We start from the raw sequence: 17,348 nt of genomic DNA, 5'->3' as shown, positions 1-17,348 counted from the left end.
GTGCCACCTGATGCCTACCTGTCCACGGCGGGCGAGCACCCGACGAGCACCCGCCTGCCGGACCACTCAAGCGATGGGTGTAGGCGTCCTTGTGCGTCGATCGTTTTAGTCATACCGTACCGGAGTCGGGAAAATCCGTTCACGGCAGGCGTGCACGCGGGACTCAAGGGCGCTTTTGCAATCGCCACTCTTCTGGACGGATCGCCGTTGGTATACCTCGACACCCTGGTTGAGGGTGAGATCGGCGCCAGGACGAAGGACGTGCACTACGCGGCAGCTGTCTGGGAAGCCATCTGCGCGCGAGCGCTATCCTGTGATGTCCCGCGACTTGATCCTTAGGGTGATTCATGAACATGAGCGACGCCCCAAACTGGCACAAGAGCACCCGTAGCGGCAGCAATGGCGGCGACTGCGTCGAGGTCGCCGACAACCTGCCGGGCCGGGTGCTGGTCCGCGACAGCAAGGACCGCGCCGACGGCACCCTCACCTTCGGCCTGACCGCCTAGTCGGCCTTCGTCACCCAGGTCAGCATCCACCGCTGACCACCTCTTGCGCTGGCCACCTCCGGCTCTGCCCTCGCCACCTGGGGCAGATCCGGGGGTGTCGCGCGGGAGTGTCGGTCACACAGGCGACAATGATCGAGACTTGATCGGCTCAGAGGGGTTGGCACAGCGGATGGTTGACGACAGGGGCCACGACGTCGCGTCGGGCGACGAATCCAGCACGGCAGCGGTCGCCGGAGCTGGGCCGGAGTCCCTGGCAACAGACGAGACCATCGACTTCATCACCAACAAGCCGGTCCGGCTGCGCGGCAACGAAGAGGTCCGCCAGCGCATCGCGCGAGCGCTGGCCGTGGAGTACGGCATCTCGGTCGACGACATGGCGCGCGACTTCCCGATCCCGGTCGACATCGAGGGGCGACGCCGGCGCATCCGCAAGGCCGATATTGCGGTGTTCACCCCTGGCGCGCCGCAGACCCTGGAGAACCTGCAACGGGTGGTGATCTGCAAACCGGAGCCGAAGGTCAGCCGGGCCGTCACCAAGATCAGGACACATGAGCAGGCCCGGCAGGATCTGGAGGAGCTTGAGGATCTGCTCGGCACGCCGGCCACCCCCAACGCGCAGTACGGCCTGTGGACCAACGGCCTGGACTTCTTCTTCCTGCAGCGGGAAAACACCCGATTCGGTGTCAAATTCCCGGCGCGGGCCGACTGGCCGATCGACGCCGCCAGCTTCGGCGCCACGAGCGGCTCTGCAGCCCGGCTCCGCCGAGGCGAGGCAGCCATGCTCAAGACCGCCTTCCGGCGCTGCCACAACTACGTGCACGGCAATGAAGGTCTGCCCAAGGACGCCGCGTTCTGGCAGTTCCTCTACCTGATCTTCGCCAAGGTGCACGACGAGCGGATCAGCCGCCGACAGCACCGCGCCCCCCGGTTCTACGCCCTGCCGGCCGAACCCTTCACCAACGACGGCCGCGCCGACATCGCCGGGCGCATCCATGAGCTGTTCGAAGAGGTGAAGAAGAACTACCCGCTGTTCACCGACCGCGACCAGATCAGCCTCTCGCCGCGTGCGCTCGCCTTCATCGTCGGCGAGCTCGCCTCCTACGACCTGGCCGGCACCGACATCGACGTCAAGGGCATGGCCTATCAGGAGCTGGTCGGCATCAACCTGCGCGGCGACCGGGGGCAGTACTTCACCCCGAAGGGCGCGGTGGAGCTGATGGTGCGGATGCTCGACCCCAAGGAGCACGAAACCATCCTCGACCCGGCCTGCGGCACCGGCGGTTTCCTCCGGGAGCCCCTGCGTTACCTGCTCGACCAGTGGCGTGAGGCGGCGGGCACCAAGGGGCTGCCCGACACCGAGGCACAGTTGATCGAGCACCAGGAGCGGCTGGCCCAGTATTCGCGGACCCATCTGTTCGGTGCCGACTTCGACCCGTTCCTGGTGCGTGCCTCGCAGATGAGCGTCATGCTCTCCACCGGCGAAGAGGGCAACGTCTTCCACCTGGACTCCCTCGCCTTCCCCGGCGGTCACCTGACCGAACGCCACGCGGCAGCCGAGAGGATCCCGCTGGGCAGCGTCGATGTCCTGATGACCAACCCGCCGTTCGGCTCAGACATCAAGATCGAAGACGCGGACATCCTTGACGCGTACCGCGACGGGGTGGCCCAGTCCTGGGCCCGCAACCGGCAGACCGGCCAGGTCGAGGCCGGGCCGGGCCGGGTGTCGGCGATGTCGCCGGAGCAGTTGTTCATCCAACGGGCGGTCGAATGGGTCCGGCCCGGCGGGCGGATTGGCATCGTGCTGCCCAATGGCATCCTGTCCAACCCCGGCCCGGTGGACGAAGGGATCCGCCGCTGGGTGCTGGACAACTGCTGGATCCTGGCCAGCGTCGAGCTGCCGGTGGAGACCTTCATCGTCGACGCGCACGTCAACATCCTCACCTCGGTGCTGCTGCTCAAGAAGAAGACCGACCGGGAGAAGCTGGCAGCCGAGCTGGGCGAGCAGCCCGACTACCCGGTGTTCATGGCGGTGGCCGAAAAGGTCGGCGTGGACCGGCGTGGCAACAAGATTTACAAGTGCCGGCCGGACGGCGTGCCGATCCTGCAGGACACTGTGGAGCGTATTCCGGTCTACCGCAACGGCGGCACCAGCTATCGGGAGGTCACCCGCAAAAAGGAGGTCGTCGACAACGACCTGCCGGAGATCGTCCTGGCCTACCGGCGATTCCGCGCGGAGCACCCTGAGCCAGGGGAGCGCACATGATCACCCGGATCGAGGCCTACCACTACCGCTGCTTCGCGCAGCTCAGCATCGACCTGGGCGAGTTCCACGTGCTCGCCGGTGCCAACGGTGCCGGCAAGAGCACCCTGCTGGACATCCCGGTGCTGCTCGGTGACCTGCTCGCCCAGCAGCGGGTGGCCGACGCCTTCCTCCGCCCACCCGAGTGGCGCGGCGTGCCCCGGGCGCACACTCTCACCGAGCTGGTGCACCAGGGGCGCGGCGACAGCGTGGCCTTCACCATCGAGGCCGCGTTACCGGCCGACATCGTCAACACCATGGCCGCCCGCAGCACCGCGGCGATGATGCACCGGATCCCCGATCATCTGCGGTACGAACTGCGGCTGCGGATCTTCAACGACGAGTTGCAGGTCGACGAGGAATACCTCTACCTCTTCTCCGCCGTCGACCGGCGGCGCCCGGCGGCGGGCATCGCGATGCAGGGAGCCAACCTGCCCAGGCGCGGCCGGTCCGCCCGCCAAGCCGCCCAGCCGGTCATCCAACGCGGGCCGGGCGAGCCGACCGCGTTCACCGCCGAGACGACCACCCGAGGCCCAAAGGTGCCGGACTTCCGAGTGCCGGCCAGTCAGGTCGCGCTCGCCGCCGTGCCGGCGGACCCGGAGCTGTTCCCGGCAGCGCTCTGGTTCGCCAACCTGCTGCGTGAAGGTGCCGTCTTCTTCGATCCGGACTGGGCACAGCTGCGCCAGGCCGCCGCGCCCGGTGACCCGCTGCGGGTGCTGCCCTCCGGGCGCAACCTGCCCTGGCTGGTGCTGCACCTGCAACAGGAAGATCCGCAAGGGTTCGCCTACTGGATCGATCACCTGCAGACGGCGCTGCCGCAGATCACCGGGGTCACGGCGATCGAGCGTGCCGACGACCACTACGCCTACCTGTCGGTGGAGTACGTCGGCGGCTACCGGGTCACCTCGTCCGGGCTGTCCGAGGGGACCCTGCGGATCCTGTCGCTGTCGCTGCTGCCCTACCTGCCCAGCTCCGCGCGGCCCCGCCTGCTGGTTACCGAGGAGCCGGAGAACGGCATCCACCCACGGGCCATCGAGACCGTGGTGCAGTCACTGGCAGCCCTCACCGACGACCAAGTGTGGATCTCCACCCAGTCGCCGATCGTGCTGGCCAACACCGACCTCGCCAACATCGTGCTCGCCCGGCTCGACGGCGACGGCGCGGTCGAGGTCATCCCCGGCACCGCGCATCCTCGAATGCAGGACTGGCACGGCAGCGTCGACATCGGCACCCTCTTCGCCTCAGGAGTGCTCTCGTGATCCTCCCACCCCCCGGATGCCCCCACCCATGCGTGACGTGATCTTCCTGGTCGCCGACGGCTCGATGCAGCAGCTGCTGCACGGATTCCTCGGGCGACCCGAGTTCCACCGAAGCGTGGGCTGCCAACGGTTCGCCTTCGACCCGCGCGACGATGTGGTCGTCTCCCCCACCAAGGATCCCGGGGTCTACCGGCAGGGGCCGGAGGTGCTGCGCAGATTCCGGCGCAGCCACGACCGTGCGGTGATCATGCTGGACAACGACTGGCAGGGCACCCCCGGGCCGGAAAAGATCTACAACGATCTCAACCAACGGATGCGCGATACCTGGGCCGAGTTCGCGGTGATCTTGATTGAGCCCGAGCTGGAGGCGTGGGTCTGGCAGGACAACCCCCGAGTCGCCCAGGCACTCAACTGCCCAGCCAACTTCCGGCAGATCCTGGCCGACAGCGGCCACTGGCCGCGCGACCGGGCCAAACCGGCGCGGCCGAAGGAAGCCCTCGAGCATCTACGCGACCGCTACCGCGACCTGCGCCGCGACGGGCACAAGGTGGACCGCTCTCCGGCGCTGTTCAAGCGGCTGGCGGCCGGGATCTCCGTCAGGGGCTGCGTCGATCCGGCGTTCCTGAAACTGCGCGACACGCTACGTGACTGGTTCCCCGAGGAGGAGCTGTGAAGCTGGCCAGCCCAGACAATCCCGTCCAGGCGAGCTGGCTGGCCGAGCAGGGGTCCCGCCTCGACCCGGGGCCGTACGTCTCCGACGCCTACGCCGCCCGCAAATACCTGCACCGGATGCCGCATAGCGAGCCGCTACACGCGGTCACCGCACGGGTCTTCCACGCCGGCCGATTCCGCCGTGAGTGGACCACCGACCCGGCCCACGGGGTGCCGTTCCTCGGCAGCGCGGACATCTTCGAGGCCGACCTGGCCAACCTGCCGATGATCACCAAGCGGTCGTTCGAGACGATCCCGAACCTCCCGCTGGAGCCGGGCTGGACCTTGGTCACCTGCTCCGGGATGACCGCCGGCCGGGTCACTTACGCCCGGCTCAGCATGGCTGGCGCGGCGTGCAGCCAAGATGTCATGCGGGTGGTGCCGGACCTGGCCCGGATCCCGGCTGGCTACCTCTACACCTTCCTGGCCAGCCCGTTCGGCATCCCAGTGATCAAGGGCGGTATCTACGGCACCAGCGTCAAACACATCGAGCCGAGCCACATCGCCGACCTGCCGGTTCCCCGCTTCGGCGGCGGCGTCGAGCAGCGGATCGACGCCCTGGTCACCGAGGCAATGCAGCTCCGGCAGCACTACGAAGACGGGGTACGGGAGGCCACCCGCGACCTGTTCGTCAGCGCCGGCATCCCCGAGCTTCTCGACCTACGCTGGCACGACCGGGAGCGTGACCTCGGCTTCACCATCGAGCGCCCCACCGCTCTGTCGCTGCGGGCACTCAACTACTCCCCCCGTGCCCGCCGCATCATCGAGGCCCTCCGCTCCGTCCCGCACCGCCCCCTCGGCGACATCTGCACCGGCGGCCAACTGTCGCGCGGTCATCGGTTCAAGCGGGTCGACAGCACACCGGGCATGGGTCACCGGCTACTCGGCCAACGCCAGGGATTCTGGTTGCGCCCCGAGGGCCGGTGGATCAGTCTCGATGCCGACACGCTCGACGCCATGCGCTGCCAGGATGAGACCGTTTTGATCGCTGCCCGCGGCACTCTGGGCGAAACCGAGGTGTACTGTCGCCCGCTCCTGGTGACCGGTGACTGGCTGGACAAGTACGTCTTCTCAGAAGACTATCTCCGGGTGGTCTCGGGGGATCCGCAGGTGTCGGGGGCGTACCTTTTCGCGTTCCTCCGGTCCGAGGTGGCGTTCCGGATGCTCCGCTCGATGAGCACCGGCGGCAAGCAGCAGGACATCCACGAGTCGCTGCGGGCCCGGCTGCCGGTGCCGATGGCGGCGGGGTCGGACCGGGAGCGGATCGCCGGGGTGGTGCGGCAGGCGTATCGTGACCGCGACGATGCGGACCGCAAGGAGGACGAGGCGTTTGCTCTGCTCGACAAGGCGGTGCGAGAGGCGGCTCGCTGATCGTGGCTGAGATCGTTGGTGGGTCCACCCCGGCCAACGACGGGGAACGCCGGGTCATCGCGCACCTGCGGGACAACGCTCCCGGCGACTGGTTCGTGCTGCACAACATCGAGATTCCGGTGCGCGGCGCCGCGTACGAAGTGGATCTGGTGGTGGTGACCACCCGGGCCGTACACCTGATCGACGTAAAGGGCACCGCCGGTCGGATCGACGTCGCTGGTGTCCGGTGGTATCCACAGGGCCGCGACTCGTTCGCCTCGCCGGTGCGCAAACTCCGGGGGCACGCCAGGGCCCTGAAAGGCATATTGGAGCGGGCCCGACCCGAGCTTTCCCAGGTCTACGTGGGCCACCTGGTGGTCCTGGTCGGTCGCGACGCCCGGCTGGTCGACCCCAGCGACCGCCCCGACGCCGACGCCATCGACGTCGTCGACCTGCCCAGCCTGATACCGGCCCTCGATGACCCGGCCCGGATCCGGGCCGGCATGATCCGCGACATCCGAGCCCAGCAGGCGACCGTCCTCAACGCCCTGGGCAGCGGTGTCCGCCGTCGCACCGGGCCCCGACACTTCGGCAACTGGCAGGTCTGCGAACGGCTCGGCGGGGACGAGGAGGTCACCGAGTACCGGGCCCGCAACGCCACCATCGTCGCCTCGGAGACCGTGCTGCTGCGGGTCTACCGGGCCGACCCGTTCCTGCCCGCCGATCAGCGGGCGATGCAGCGCCATGCGATCGGCAACGCGTACGAGGTCCTGACGAAGATGCCGCCGAGCCCGCACATCGTCGGCCGACGCGACTTCTTCCCCACCGACGACGAAGGACAGTTCGTCCTCGTCCTCGACGACGTCGACGGCCAACCGCTGACCGTGCACCTGACCGACCCACGGCAGGCGCTCAGCGCCGACGTGCGGCTGCGGATCGTCGCGGACCTGCTGCGTGGGCTCACCCACGCGCACACCCACCGGGTGCTGCACCGGGCGTTGACCCCGGCGTCGGTGCTGGTCACCCGGGACAACCGTGGCGTGCTCACCGGGTTCGACTACGCTCGGCCACAGGGGCCACGAGACCACTCGGTGATCGACCGGCTGGCCGACGTGCTCGACCCGGCCTACGTCGCCCCCGAATGCCAGCGGCGGGCCCAGGCGATGAGCCCAGCGTCCGACGTGTACGCCGCCGGGGTGATCGCGTACCGGCTACTCACCGGCGAGCTGCCATTCGCCACCACCGACGACCAGATCCGCCGGGGCAGCGTACTGCCGCCGGAGGTGATGACCGCTGCCGGACTCAGTCCGGCGCTGGCCGAGCTGCTGCGCCGGATGTGCGCGTTGGCACCGTCGGCGCGGCCCACCACCGCCGAGGCCCTGCGTGACCTGGGTTGGCTGATCCGACCGGGCAACACCAGGCGGGCCGAGGCTGCCTCCACGCCGACGCCGCCGCAGCCCGAATTCCGGGACCTGCCGCCAGGTCACCAGCTGACGCACAAGTTCACCATCCGCCGCCGGCTCGGCAAGCCGGGCTCCTACGGCACCGCCTACCAGGCGTACGACCGTCTTGCCGGCCTAGACCGGGCGGTGAAGATCGTGCACCGCGACCGGGATTCAGTGATCGAACGGCTGCGGGTCGAGTATCAACTGCTGCTGCGGCTGCCGGCACATCCCAGTGTGGTCAAGGTGGAGAGCGCCGACTTCCTCGACGGCGGCGAGATCCCGTACCTGGTTTTCGAATACGTCGACGGTCAGCAGGTCGCCGACCTGGTCAGTCAGCGGGCGTTGGGGCCGGCGGACACCGTGCGGCTCGGCATCGACGTCGCCGACGGGCTTACCTACCTGCACGACAACGGCATCTACCACTGTGACATCAAGCCCGCGAACCTGCTGCGGACCGACAACGGCTGCAAGATCATCGACTTCAACGTGGCGGTTTCCGACGACTCCAGCCTGTCGCGCACCGGTGGCACCGCCCGCTACGCCCCGCCGGACTTCGCCGTCGGCGGGCCGGTCACCCGCGCCGACCTCATCGACCGGGACGTCTACGCGCTCGGGCTGACCCTCTACGAGGTGCTGACCGGTCAGTGGCCGTTCTCGGATCGCGCCGCCACCATCGATCGGCGGCCCGACGACCCACGCCAGGTGCCAGGGCTCGGCAACCTCTCCGAACGACTCGTCCACACCCTGTTGACCGCCATCGCCCCGCTGCGCAGCGAGCGGTACACCAGCGCCCAGCAGTTGCGCGACGCGCTGCGCGACCTCGGCGACCAGGTGTTCGGGCCGGTGCGACCGGAGCCCGCCAACCCGGTGCTCCCGCCGCCCACGCCGTCGTCGGCCGGCAGCAACCCGTTCGTCGGGCACCTGCAGACGCTCTACAGCCAAAGCGTCCGGAGCAACGCCGGCACCCGCGCCGGCGGCAACCCGGCGTTCGATCTCTACGTGACCACCGCGCTGGACGACAAGCTCACCCCCGACGTGTTGGCCGGCACCTACCGGCTGGTGATCATCACTGGCAACGCTGGCGACGGCAAGACCGCGTTCCTGGAACGGCTGTTGACGGTCGCCACCAAGGACGGGCCGCGCATCCCCGTGCGGCGTGCCAACGGAGCGGACTTCGAGACCCCGACCGGCCTGGTCCTGCGGACCAACCATGACGGCAGCCAGGACGAGTCGGACAAGCACAACGACGATGTCCTGCTGGACTTCTTCGCGCCGTTCGCCGGCGCCGACCTGGCCGGGGTCGCCGGAGAAACCCGGCTGATCGCGATCAACGAAGGTCGGCTGGTCGACTTCCTCGACACCCACCGGTCGACGTTCCCGACCCTGGCCGACCAGGTGCTGACCGGTCTGCACGGCCGGTCCGAAGCGCCGACCGCCGGCGCTGACACGAGTGCCGTTGGTCCAGGTGCCGCTGAGTCAGGCGTCGTGGTTATCAACCTCAACCGCCGCAGCCTGCTGGACGACTCCGACGAGCTCAACGGTGCCGTCTTCGACCGGATGCTAAGCCGGATGACCCACCCCCAGCGGTGGGAGGGGTGCGACGGGTGTGTGCTCGTCGACAAGTGCTACGCCCGGCACAACGCCCAGACCTTCGCGCACCCGGCGATCGGGCCGAAGATCACGGCACGGCTGCGGATGCTCTACCGCCTGACCGAGCTGCGCGGCATCGCGCACATCACCGTCCGCGACGTCCAGTCGGCGCTGGCCTTCATGCTCACCTCCGGTCTCGATTGCGCGGACATCCACGAGCTGTATGCCAGCGACCAGCTCACCGAGGTGCTCGACGGCTTCTACTTCAACAGTTGGGCCGGGCCGGTCGACGGCGCCGACCGACTACTGAACCTGTTGACCCAAGTCGATATCGCTGCGGTCGCCGATCCGGGCCTGGACCGCCGGCTCGACTACGTCGGCCCGGACGCCGGCCGCGCCCTGATGACGGTCGACCAGCGCGGTGAATACGACCTGCAGCTGCTGCAACGCCTGGTAGACGATCTGCCACGTGGCACGGCACTGAGCTCGGCCACCGGCCAGGCGCACCGCCGCTACCTCGCCGCCGCCCGTCGCCGGTTCTACTTCGAGTGCGTCGACGACGAACGGTCACGACGGATGCTGCCGTACCGCTCGGCATCGGACTTCCTGAACCTGCTGGCCCGCCCGGACGACCTGCCGTCTCGGCTGCCGGAGCTCATCGGCGCGCTGAACCGCAGCGAAGGACTCGGCGACGCTGCCCGGATCGCCGACGCGTTGGCGTTGCAGGTCCGAGCGGTGCCCGACGGCAAGATCCGCAGCTACCGGCTGTTCCCCGCCGGGCAGCTGTCGTTGCGCGCGGACGGTGCGCCGCAGTCGCCCTACCTGGAGGGTGGTGCCCAGGAGCTGGTGCTGGGCTACCGGGGCGCAGCCGACCAGCACGCCGCGCTGCGGATCCGGCTCGACCTGTTCGAGCTGCTCAACCGGCTGCGGGACGGCTACCTGCCCGGCATCGCCGAACGCCAAGGGCTGCATCTCGGCCTGACCATCTTCAAGCACGAGCTGTCCGCCGCCCCTTACCAGGAACTGCTGCTCACCGTGACCGGGCGGGAGCTGTGGCGGGTGCTGCGGGAGCCAACTGGGCAGATCCGGATGGAGCCGGTGGCCCCACGGGAGGAGTCGTAGTGGGGCTACACAAGGACGACAAGGAGTTCCGCCACCCGGCGGTCAGCTACCTCGACTACAAACAGCTCGACATGGACCGGGTGCTCACCGCCTTGCTGCCCCGGCTGCGGTGGAAGGGCTCGCCGAGCGTGCTGGTCGGCTCGGGGGCGGATCTGAGCGTCGACGTCTTCGTCGAAGAGATCACCAAGCATCCTGATCACTTCGTCGGATTCGACCCGGAGGTCACCGCCCGCTGGCTGGAAACCCATCTGCTCGACCTGGTAAACCGGGGCAAACCTGGCCAGGCCATCGCCGGGCTGCGTCCGCTGCACGGCTTCACCTACCGCTTCCGAGTAGCGCGCCGATCCCGGCCATACGGTGCCGACGAACAGCTCTACTGGATGCTCCATCACGGCTCGACAACTCGTGGCACCGTGCTGGAGCAGCTGAAACGTTTCTTCTTCGCGGGGGTCGACCAACGGATCGGTGGCGTCGGCGACGCCACCGAGATCGACGTCGAGACCCAGGCCCTGATCAACCTCTGCGAGGCGGCCAAGACCAAGGTCACCGACCGCGAGGACCGCAGCCGGGTCCGCAAGATCTACCCACCGCTGGACACCGCCGCCGCCGAGCTACTCACCCAGGACGTCACCCGGCTGCTGTACCACCGGGGAGTCGTACCCCGATCGGTGCTGGTCGACCACCTGAAGATCCTGTTCGCCTTCCACCTGGCGCGGTACCACTTCCGGATCATGAAGACGTTGCCGATCTGGACAACCGGCGACCGCGTCGGATTCGGTGGCGGATTCTTCCTCGACGTCGCGGGCGTGCCCGACACACCCGCCGCCCGGCTGGCCGAGACCAGCGCCCAGATCTGGTACGACCGAATCCCGGCGTTCGTGCAAGCGACCTTCACCTTGAAAAAACTCGACGACTTCGGCTGGCACCTGGTGAAGATCGGCAAGCTGCGCAAGCCGGCCGATGGCATGTTCCTCATCGAGCAACTGTTGTCGCTGCTAGGCCCGGCGCACAAGGCCGACCGGGGCCGGTTCGCCGAAGCCCGGCTGGCCCGGGTCGTGGAGGCGGCATCCGGCGAGGACAACGGCCTCGATCCGCAGATCGCCGACCTGCTGCAGTTGAAACTCGACCCGTTCGCCACCTACATCGAGATCATCACCGCGTACCGGATCAAGTTCCACCGTGGCTACCTGACCGACTGCCTTGACAGCCTGCTACTCAAACACCGACCCGGCGCGATGCTCACCCAGCCACGACGCGGACAGCGCCGATTCGTGCTCGACAGCCGGCTGCTCGAAGTGCTCCTCCAGTTGGCCCTACTGCGCCCCGACGGCACTGGCGCGCTGCGGACCACCGCGATCCGGGTCGACGAATTCCTCGCGGTGCTGCGCGACCGGTACGGGCTCTACATCGACGAGCTTCCGCCCGTTGACGGCTTCGGCCAACCCAGCATCACCGACCACCGGGCGCTGCGGGAAAACCGAACCGCGTTCGTCGCCCGGCTGCGGGAGATTGGTTTCTACACCGACCTCTCCGATGCCTACCTCACCCAGACCATTACCCCGCGTTATCGCCTCGGGCCCGACGGAGCGCCACAATGAGCACCGGACTGCGCGAAGTCACCGACACCGACCTCGACGAAGCCCTCGAACGGGTCCTGGTGCCCCGGTTCGCCGCACTGCTCGCCGCCCGCGCACCGGGGCACTGCGTACGGGTGACCGACCTCGGCGCGCCGCTGGCTGCCCAGCTGTGTCGCCGGCTACGCGGCGCGGCCGGTGCCGCCGCCCAGGTCCACGTCCTCGGACAACCACCCCAGGTGCCCGACGATGTGGCGATCAGCGGCACCAAGCTTGTCGAGCTGCGCAACCCCGACGCCGATGACCGCCAGCGCCCACCGCTGCTCGTGTTCATTCCACCCGGCACACACGCCAGCGCCGAAGACTCCTTCGGGGTCGCCACCTTCGAGCAGAGTGAACCCGGCGACGTTTACCAGGAGCTCGCCACCCGCCTGCAGACCGCCCTACCCGACGGGCTGCGCACGGCGATCAGCGAACTGTTCGGCGTGCTCGACGAGCAGGCAACCGAGGCGTACGGGGTCGTCGCCGGCCCGCTACAGCGGGCCCGGTTCCTGCTCACCGTCGAACACAACGACCGGGACCGGCAGGCCGTCGGGGGCGCGCTGTTCGAGCTCGGGCTCATCCCCGACTTCGAGCTGTTCGCCGACCCCGCCCAGGTGCGCACCCGGGCGACCCGCAACGCCCGGACCATCCAGGCGCTGAACCGCGCCGACCGCTCGGTCCGGCAACGCGTCGTCGACCTGCGGCTCACCGACGCCGCGTTCCGCGCCAAGGTGGCCGAATTCCTGGCCGACGTCGGCCAGGACACCTCCCTGGAGTGGACCCGCCGGATCGTCGTCGACCGCGCCAACTGGGGGCTGTCGTTCCACCGCTGGCCGCTGCCGGAGGACCGGGTCGCATCGGCCGTACGCATCACCCTCGACGAGCTGACCCTGCCGCGGGCCGGCGGGCGAGCTGAGCACCGCGACCACCCGGTCCTGGGCAGCATCACCGGCCAGGCATACCTGACAGGCGGCGCATCCGGCCACAACCAGCTGCCGGTGGTCTTCGGGGTGAACCCGGACGCCCGACAGGTCCGTGGCCTGACCAGTTTCTCCGTCCAACTGATGTCCGAGGAGTCCGGCCCGACCGGGGTACACACCACCGTCAAGGTCGGCACCAACCGACGGCAGGCGTACAAGGCGGTGCTGAAGCGGCTGCGCTCTGCCCGGCTCGACCACGGCTGGCACTACATCCGGGTCACGCCCATGGACAGCACGGGCGTGCCGCTGCCGGTCGAGACGTCCCAGCCGGCAAGCCGCCGCGACCAGCCGGAATCCGAGCTGCCGGCCGGACGCCCCGACAACGAGAGTGACCGGTTCTACGTTGTCGCCGAGAACGACCTCGACGAACCGCCCATGCAACCCCACAACCGCCGGACCGTTGGGGTGACTCAGGAGCTGCTCCGGCTGGCGTTCGAGGCGTCGGCGGACGGGCGGGACTGGCAGGAGATCAGCTGCCAGCAGACGTCATGGAAGGATCCGGCCCGCACCATCGTCGAGGCCAATTTCGGCGGGCATGGCACCGCGCAGGTGCCGCTCGCTCCGATCCTCGCCGAGTTGGAACGGCAGATCCTGGCCGAGCCCACCCGGCTCGCCGGCCGTCAGTTGAGCACAGCGGCCGGGCAACTGCCCCGCCTTGTCGAGGTCGAGCATCAGCACCCACCGTTGGCTGCCTCGGAACGGCTCGACACGTTCCTCGCCACCCGGGCCGCCGTCCTGACCGCGATCAGTGGCGACGATGGCATGGTCGTCGCCGGCCGTGATCTGAGCCGGATCGACACCGCCATACTCGCCTACGCAGAGGCATACACCGAGCTGCTCAACGGATCGCTGCACAGCACCGGGCGGATCGCTGACACCGAGCTGACGCGGCAACTGACGACGTTGTTGCAGATCGACACCGTCGTGGTGGAGCACCAGGACATCCGGGGCAACCTGCACCAGCTCACCCTGGTCGCCCCCACCCACCCACTGCGTCTGCTGTGGATGGTCACCTGGGCCCGGCTTGGGCGACACTGGCTCGCGGAAGCCTCGTCCGTCGCCCCGCTCGTTCACGCGGTAGCGGCGGGTGACAAGGACCGGGTACGGGCGGCGGCCGAGCGGTTGTTCGCCCTGGCACCAACCGGTTTCCCGCTGACCGCCGTCGGCACCGACCGCCGGCTCAGCGCCGCTACCATCGATTTCGCCACCCACTGGGGGGTCTACCTACCGGCGGAAACGGGCGACCCGCAGACCCTGTTGGCCGACGTGGCATCGGCGCTCGGCGTGCCGGACAGTCCGAGCGCGGCCCTGACGGTCACCGCCGGACAACTCGCTGACCGGATCGAGCGCTACGTCCGGATGCACCCCTACGTCGCCACCCTGGTCCTGTGCGTGGTCAACCCGGGGCGTGCGGAGCAGCTGGCGGACACCCTCATCGAGCTGGAACGCCGCAAGAACCTTCGGCATCTCTCGTACGACCTGCGACTGTTCGCGGCAGACCCGCAGCAGACCGGCACCGGTGTGGCGCTCGCTCAACTGCTCAGCGGCGAGTGGAGCACCACCGCCGAGGCGGAGACGTTCTGCACACCGACAAGCGCCGGGTTGGCGCCCAAACTCGCCGTCGCGGTGCTGCCGCTCGACGACTTCCGCTCGGCGACAAGCCGGCACACGGCACACCTCACGCTGCTTTTCGATGCCTTCAGCGGCGAAGATCTCGGTGTCGGTCCGGCCCGCCCCGACTCGACAGCACCGGTGCACGGGCTGGTCCAGGAGTTGACCGTCGACTACGTCGACACCACCGACGGCATCGTGGCCTGGCACAAGCAGCCCCGGCACGGCCCCGGCCGGGACATTCCAGGGTCCGAGGAATACTCCGACCTGCTCACCGCACTTCCCCAGGCGATCTCGGTAGCCACAGCGACGGTGGCCACCGGCGAAGCAGGAACCGGGCTGGTGCCACGGATAACGCTGAACCTGACCGCCGCCGACGCCAGCCTGCTACATCAGGCACACCGCTGCAGCGACTGGGTCATCACCGTGGACCGGACCTTGGGCGTCGAGTACTTCGACAGCCCAGGAAGTTCCCGCCGCCCCGACTACATCATCGACTTCGCCAGCAGCGGACCAGACGGCCTCGGCCACCAACTGGTGGTCAGCTCCAGGTCTGTCGACGAGCTGCGCTCCTTGCTGCGTCCGATGCTGGATCAGCACGGATTCCAGGTCGACCGCAGACACGCTGGGACCTTCTTCGACCAGCTTCGGCTACTGTCCGGCAGGCTGGCCTTCAAGATCGCGTCCACCGCACCGAACCAGCGGACCGAAGTCCTGGGCTTGGCGCTCGCCCGGCTCTACCTGGAGCACCAGGCAGTCCTGGGCGACCAGATCCTCGTCCCCCTCGACTCCCACCTGGAGCTATACCGCGACGCTCGCCGCAGAGCCGACGAGGTCGCCGAAAGCGTCGGACTTCGACGCACCGACCTTGCCCTCTTCAGTCTCGACGCGCAGCGACGCGCCATCACCTGCCGGCTCGTCGAAGTGAAGTGTCACAGCACGCTGACCAGCATCGCGGACCTGCAGAAGGTCCGAAACGAGATCACCGAGCAGCTCAGCCGCAGCAGAGACGTGCTCGCCGAGGGCTTCGACCCCGCGTACTACCAGCCCGATCGTCCTGACCGGGCGAGCCGCAACGCGGAGCTCGCCGCGTTGTTGCGCTTCTATCTCGGCCGGGCGGTCCGCCACGGCATCATCGATGGTGCCAGTGAGATCGCGGAAGAAGCTCACTGGATGTTGGATCACCTCGACTGGGGATATCAGCTGAGCTTCACCCAGACCGGACTCATCTTCGACCTGCGGGGCAGCGGAACTGACCAAGACGACGAGGGCGAGGTCGAGTTTCACCGCGTCGGCCGCGACGTCATCAGCGAACTACTCGGCGGCATCGCCACCGATCCGGTTCTGGCGGCGGCTTCGCCGACCGACACCCACTCCGAGGGGACCTTCGGAACACGTCAGTCCACCGTCGCACATCTGCCACAGGCCGCGTTCCGGGCACCTGCCCGCCACCATGCCGTGCCGCAGGGTCGGCCACCGAGCGACCCCGACCCCGAGACCCCAAACGACCGAGACGATGCGATCACCGATGCAACGCCAATTGGGCCGGAGCCGGAATCCACCGGACCAGCGGAACTAGTGGAGTCGACAGACCGGTCAGAACAGCCGGTGCCCGACCCACCGGCTCCATCGGTTCAGCCTGACATCTACATCGGCGCAGCCGGTCCGTCCCCCCAGTACGGGATCATCGGCGAGTACGGCGGGCGGCATATTGCTCTCGACCTGAACGAGACCCACACCATCAGCCTGTTCGGCGTGCAGGGCGCTGGGAAGAGCTACACGCTGGGCACCATCGTCGAAGCTGCTTCCCTCGCCACGCCACCGGTCAACCGGCTGCCGCAGCCGCTTGCCACCATCATCTTCCACTACAGTCCGATCCTGAGCTACGTACCTGAGTTCACCAGCCTGGTCGCCCCCAACTCCGACGCGACGCAGGTCCAACGTCTGCGGGACCGCTACGGCGTAGCACCGGCCGGGCTCGACGATGTGCTGATGCTGGTGCCCGAAGACCAACTGGAGCAACGCCGAAACGAATATCCCGGCATCGAGCTGCGGGCACTCAAATTCAGCTCGACGGAGCTACGGGCCGCACACTGGCGTTTTCTGATGGGAGCTGTCGGCAACCAGTCCACCTACATCCGCCAACTCGGCCGGATCATGAAGGCGCACCGCAACAACCTGTCCATCGACGCTCTGCGCGCCGGGGTCGATGGATCGTCGTTGTCGGATCCCATCAAACAGCTGGCCCACCAGCGTCTGGACCTCGCCGCCGACTACATCGACGACACGGCCCGCATCCAGGACCTGGTCCGCCCCGGTCGGGTAATCATTGTGGATCTTCGAGACGAACTGATTGAGAAGGACGAGGCTCTCGGCCTGTTCGTCGTACTCATGGAGCTGTTCTCGGAAGCCACCAGCGCCGGGCGTCGGTTCAACAAACTCGTCGTCTTCGACGAGGCACACAAGTTCATCGACAGCCCGGATCTCGCCGCCGGGCTGATCGAGAGCGTGCGAGAGATGCGACACAAGGGGATGAGCATCCTGGTGGCGAGCCAGGAACCAGCATCAGTGCCGATAGCCCTCATCGAGCTCTCCAACCAACTCATCTTGCACCGGTTCACCTCTCCGGCCTGGTTGAAGCATCTACAGAAGGCCAACGCCGCTCTCGCCGATCTAACGCCGGCCAAGATGGCAGCGCTGGGACGAGGAGAGGCCTACATCTGGTCAGGCAAGGCGACCGACCCAGCCTTCAGCCGCAGCGCCGTCAAGGCACACATCCGGCCGCGGATCACCGAACACGGCGGCAGCACCAAAACCGCAGTCGCCGGCGACTGACCCGGAGAATCTCACCATAACTCG

9 protein-coding genes are annotated in these 17,348 nt (G+C 68.2%); all 9 read left to right on the top strand.

What is annotated here, in order from left to right:
- The 9 genes from ACLJOK_RS22095 (at window position 1) to mads8 (ending at window position 17,324) form a co-directional block, all read left to right on the top strand.
- A complete protein-coding gene (locus tag ACLJOK_RS22095; RefSeq protein WP_410820585.1) occupies window positions 1-339 on the top strand; it encodes a Scr1 family TA system antitoxin-like transcriptional regulator in 339 nt (112 codons plus the stop codon).
- Between the two features lie 8 nt (window positions 340-347).
- Window positions 348-506 carry a DUF397 domain-containing protein gene (locus ACLJOK_RS22090; protein ID WP_410820584.1) on the top strand — a complete coding sequence of 53 codons (159 nt, stop codon included), beginning with the start codon at window positions 348-350 and terminating at the stop codon, window positions 504-506.
- A gap of 169 nt (window positions 507-675) precedes the next feature.
- Window positions 676-2,769 carry a methylation-associated defense system DNA methyltransferase MAD2 gene (gene mads2 / locus ACLJOK_RS22085; protein ID WP_410820583.1) on the top strand — a complete coding sequence of 698 codons (2,094 nt, stop codon included), beginning with the start codon at window positions 676-678 and terminating at the stop codon, window positions 2,767-2,769.
- On the top strand, window positions 2,766-4,064 hold the full coding sequence (mads3, locus tag ACLJOK_RS22080; protein ID WP_410820582.1) for a methylation-associated defense system AAA family ATPase MAD3: 1,299 nt from the start codon (window positions 2,766-2,768) through the stop codon (window positions 4,062-4,064). The genes mads2 and mads3 overlap by 4 nt, the downstream gene beginning before the upstream one ends.
- A gap of 28 nt (window positions 4,065-4,092) precedes the next feature.
- Window positions 4,093-4,737: a methylation-associated defense system protein MAD4 gene (gene mads4, locus ACLJOK_RS22075; RefSeq protein ID WP_410820581.1), complete on the top strand. Its 645-nt coding sequence runs from the start codon at window positions 4,093-4,095 to the stop codon at window positions 4,735-4,737.
- Window positions 4,734-6,146, top strand: a complete 1,413-nt coding sequence (mads5, locus tag ACLJOK_RS22070; RefSeq protein WP_410820580.1) for a methylation-associated defense system restriction endonuclease subunit S MAD5 — start codon at window positions 4,734-4,736, stop codon at window positions 6,144-6,146. The genes mads4 and mads5 overlap by 4 nt, the downstream gene beginning before the upstream one ends.
- A 2-nt stretch (window positions 6,147-6,148) precedes the next feature.
- Window positions 6,149-10,282, top strand: a complete 4,134-nt coding sequence (gene mads6 / locus ACLJOK_RS22065) for a methylation-associated defense system protein kinase MAD6 (protein WP_410820579.1) — start codon at window positions 6,149-6,151, stop codon at window positions 10,280-10,282.
- Window positions 10,282-11,880, top strand: coding sequence for a methylation-associated defense system protein MAD7 (gene mads7 / locus ACLJOK_RS22060; RefSeq protein ID WP_410820578.1), 1,599 nt, complete (start codon window positions 10,282-10,284; stop codon window positions 11,878-11,880). The genes mads6 and mads7 overlap by 1 nt, the downstream gene beginning before the upstream one ends.
- The gene (mads8, locus tag ACLJOK_RS22055) at window positions 11,877-17,324 is read left to right on the top strand and encodes a methylation-associated defense system ATP-binding protein MAD8 (RefSeq protein WP_410820577.1); all 5,448 of its coding nucleotides are present in this window, start codon (window positions 11,877-11,879) and stop codon (window positions 17,322-17,324) included. The genes mads7 and mads8 overlap by 4 nt, the downstream gene beginning before the upstream one ends.
- Window positions 17,325-17,348: the final 24 nt, after the last annotated feature.

The sequence above is a fragment of the Micromonospora sp. 050-3 genome, from assembly GCF_046549335.1.
Lineage (GTDB): Bacteria > Actinomycetota > Actinomycetes > Mycobacteriales > Micromonosporaceae > Micromonospora > Micromonospora trifolii.
This window is presented reverse-complemented; position numbering and strand designations above follow the sequence as displayed.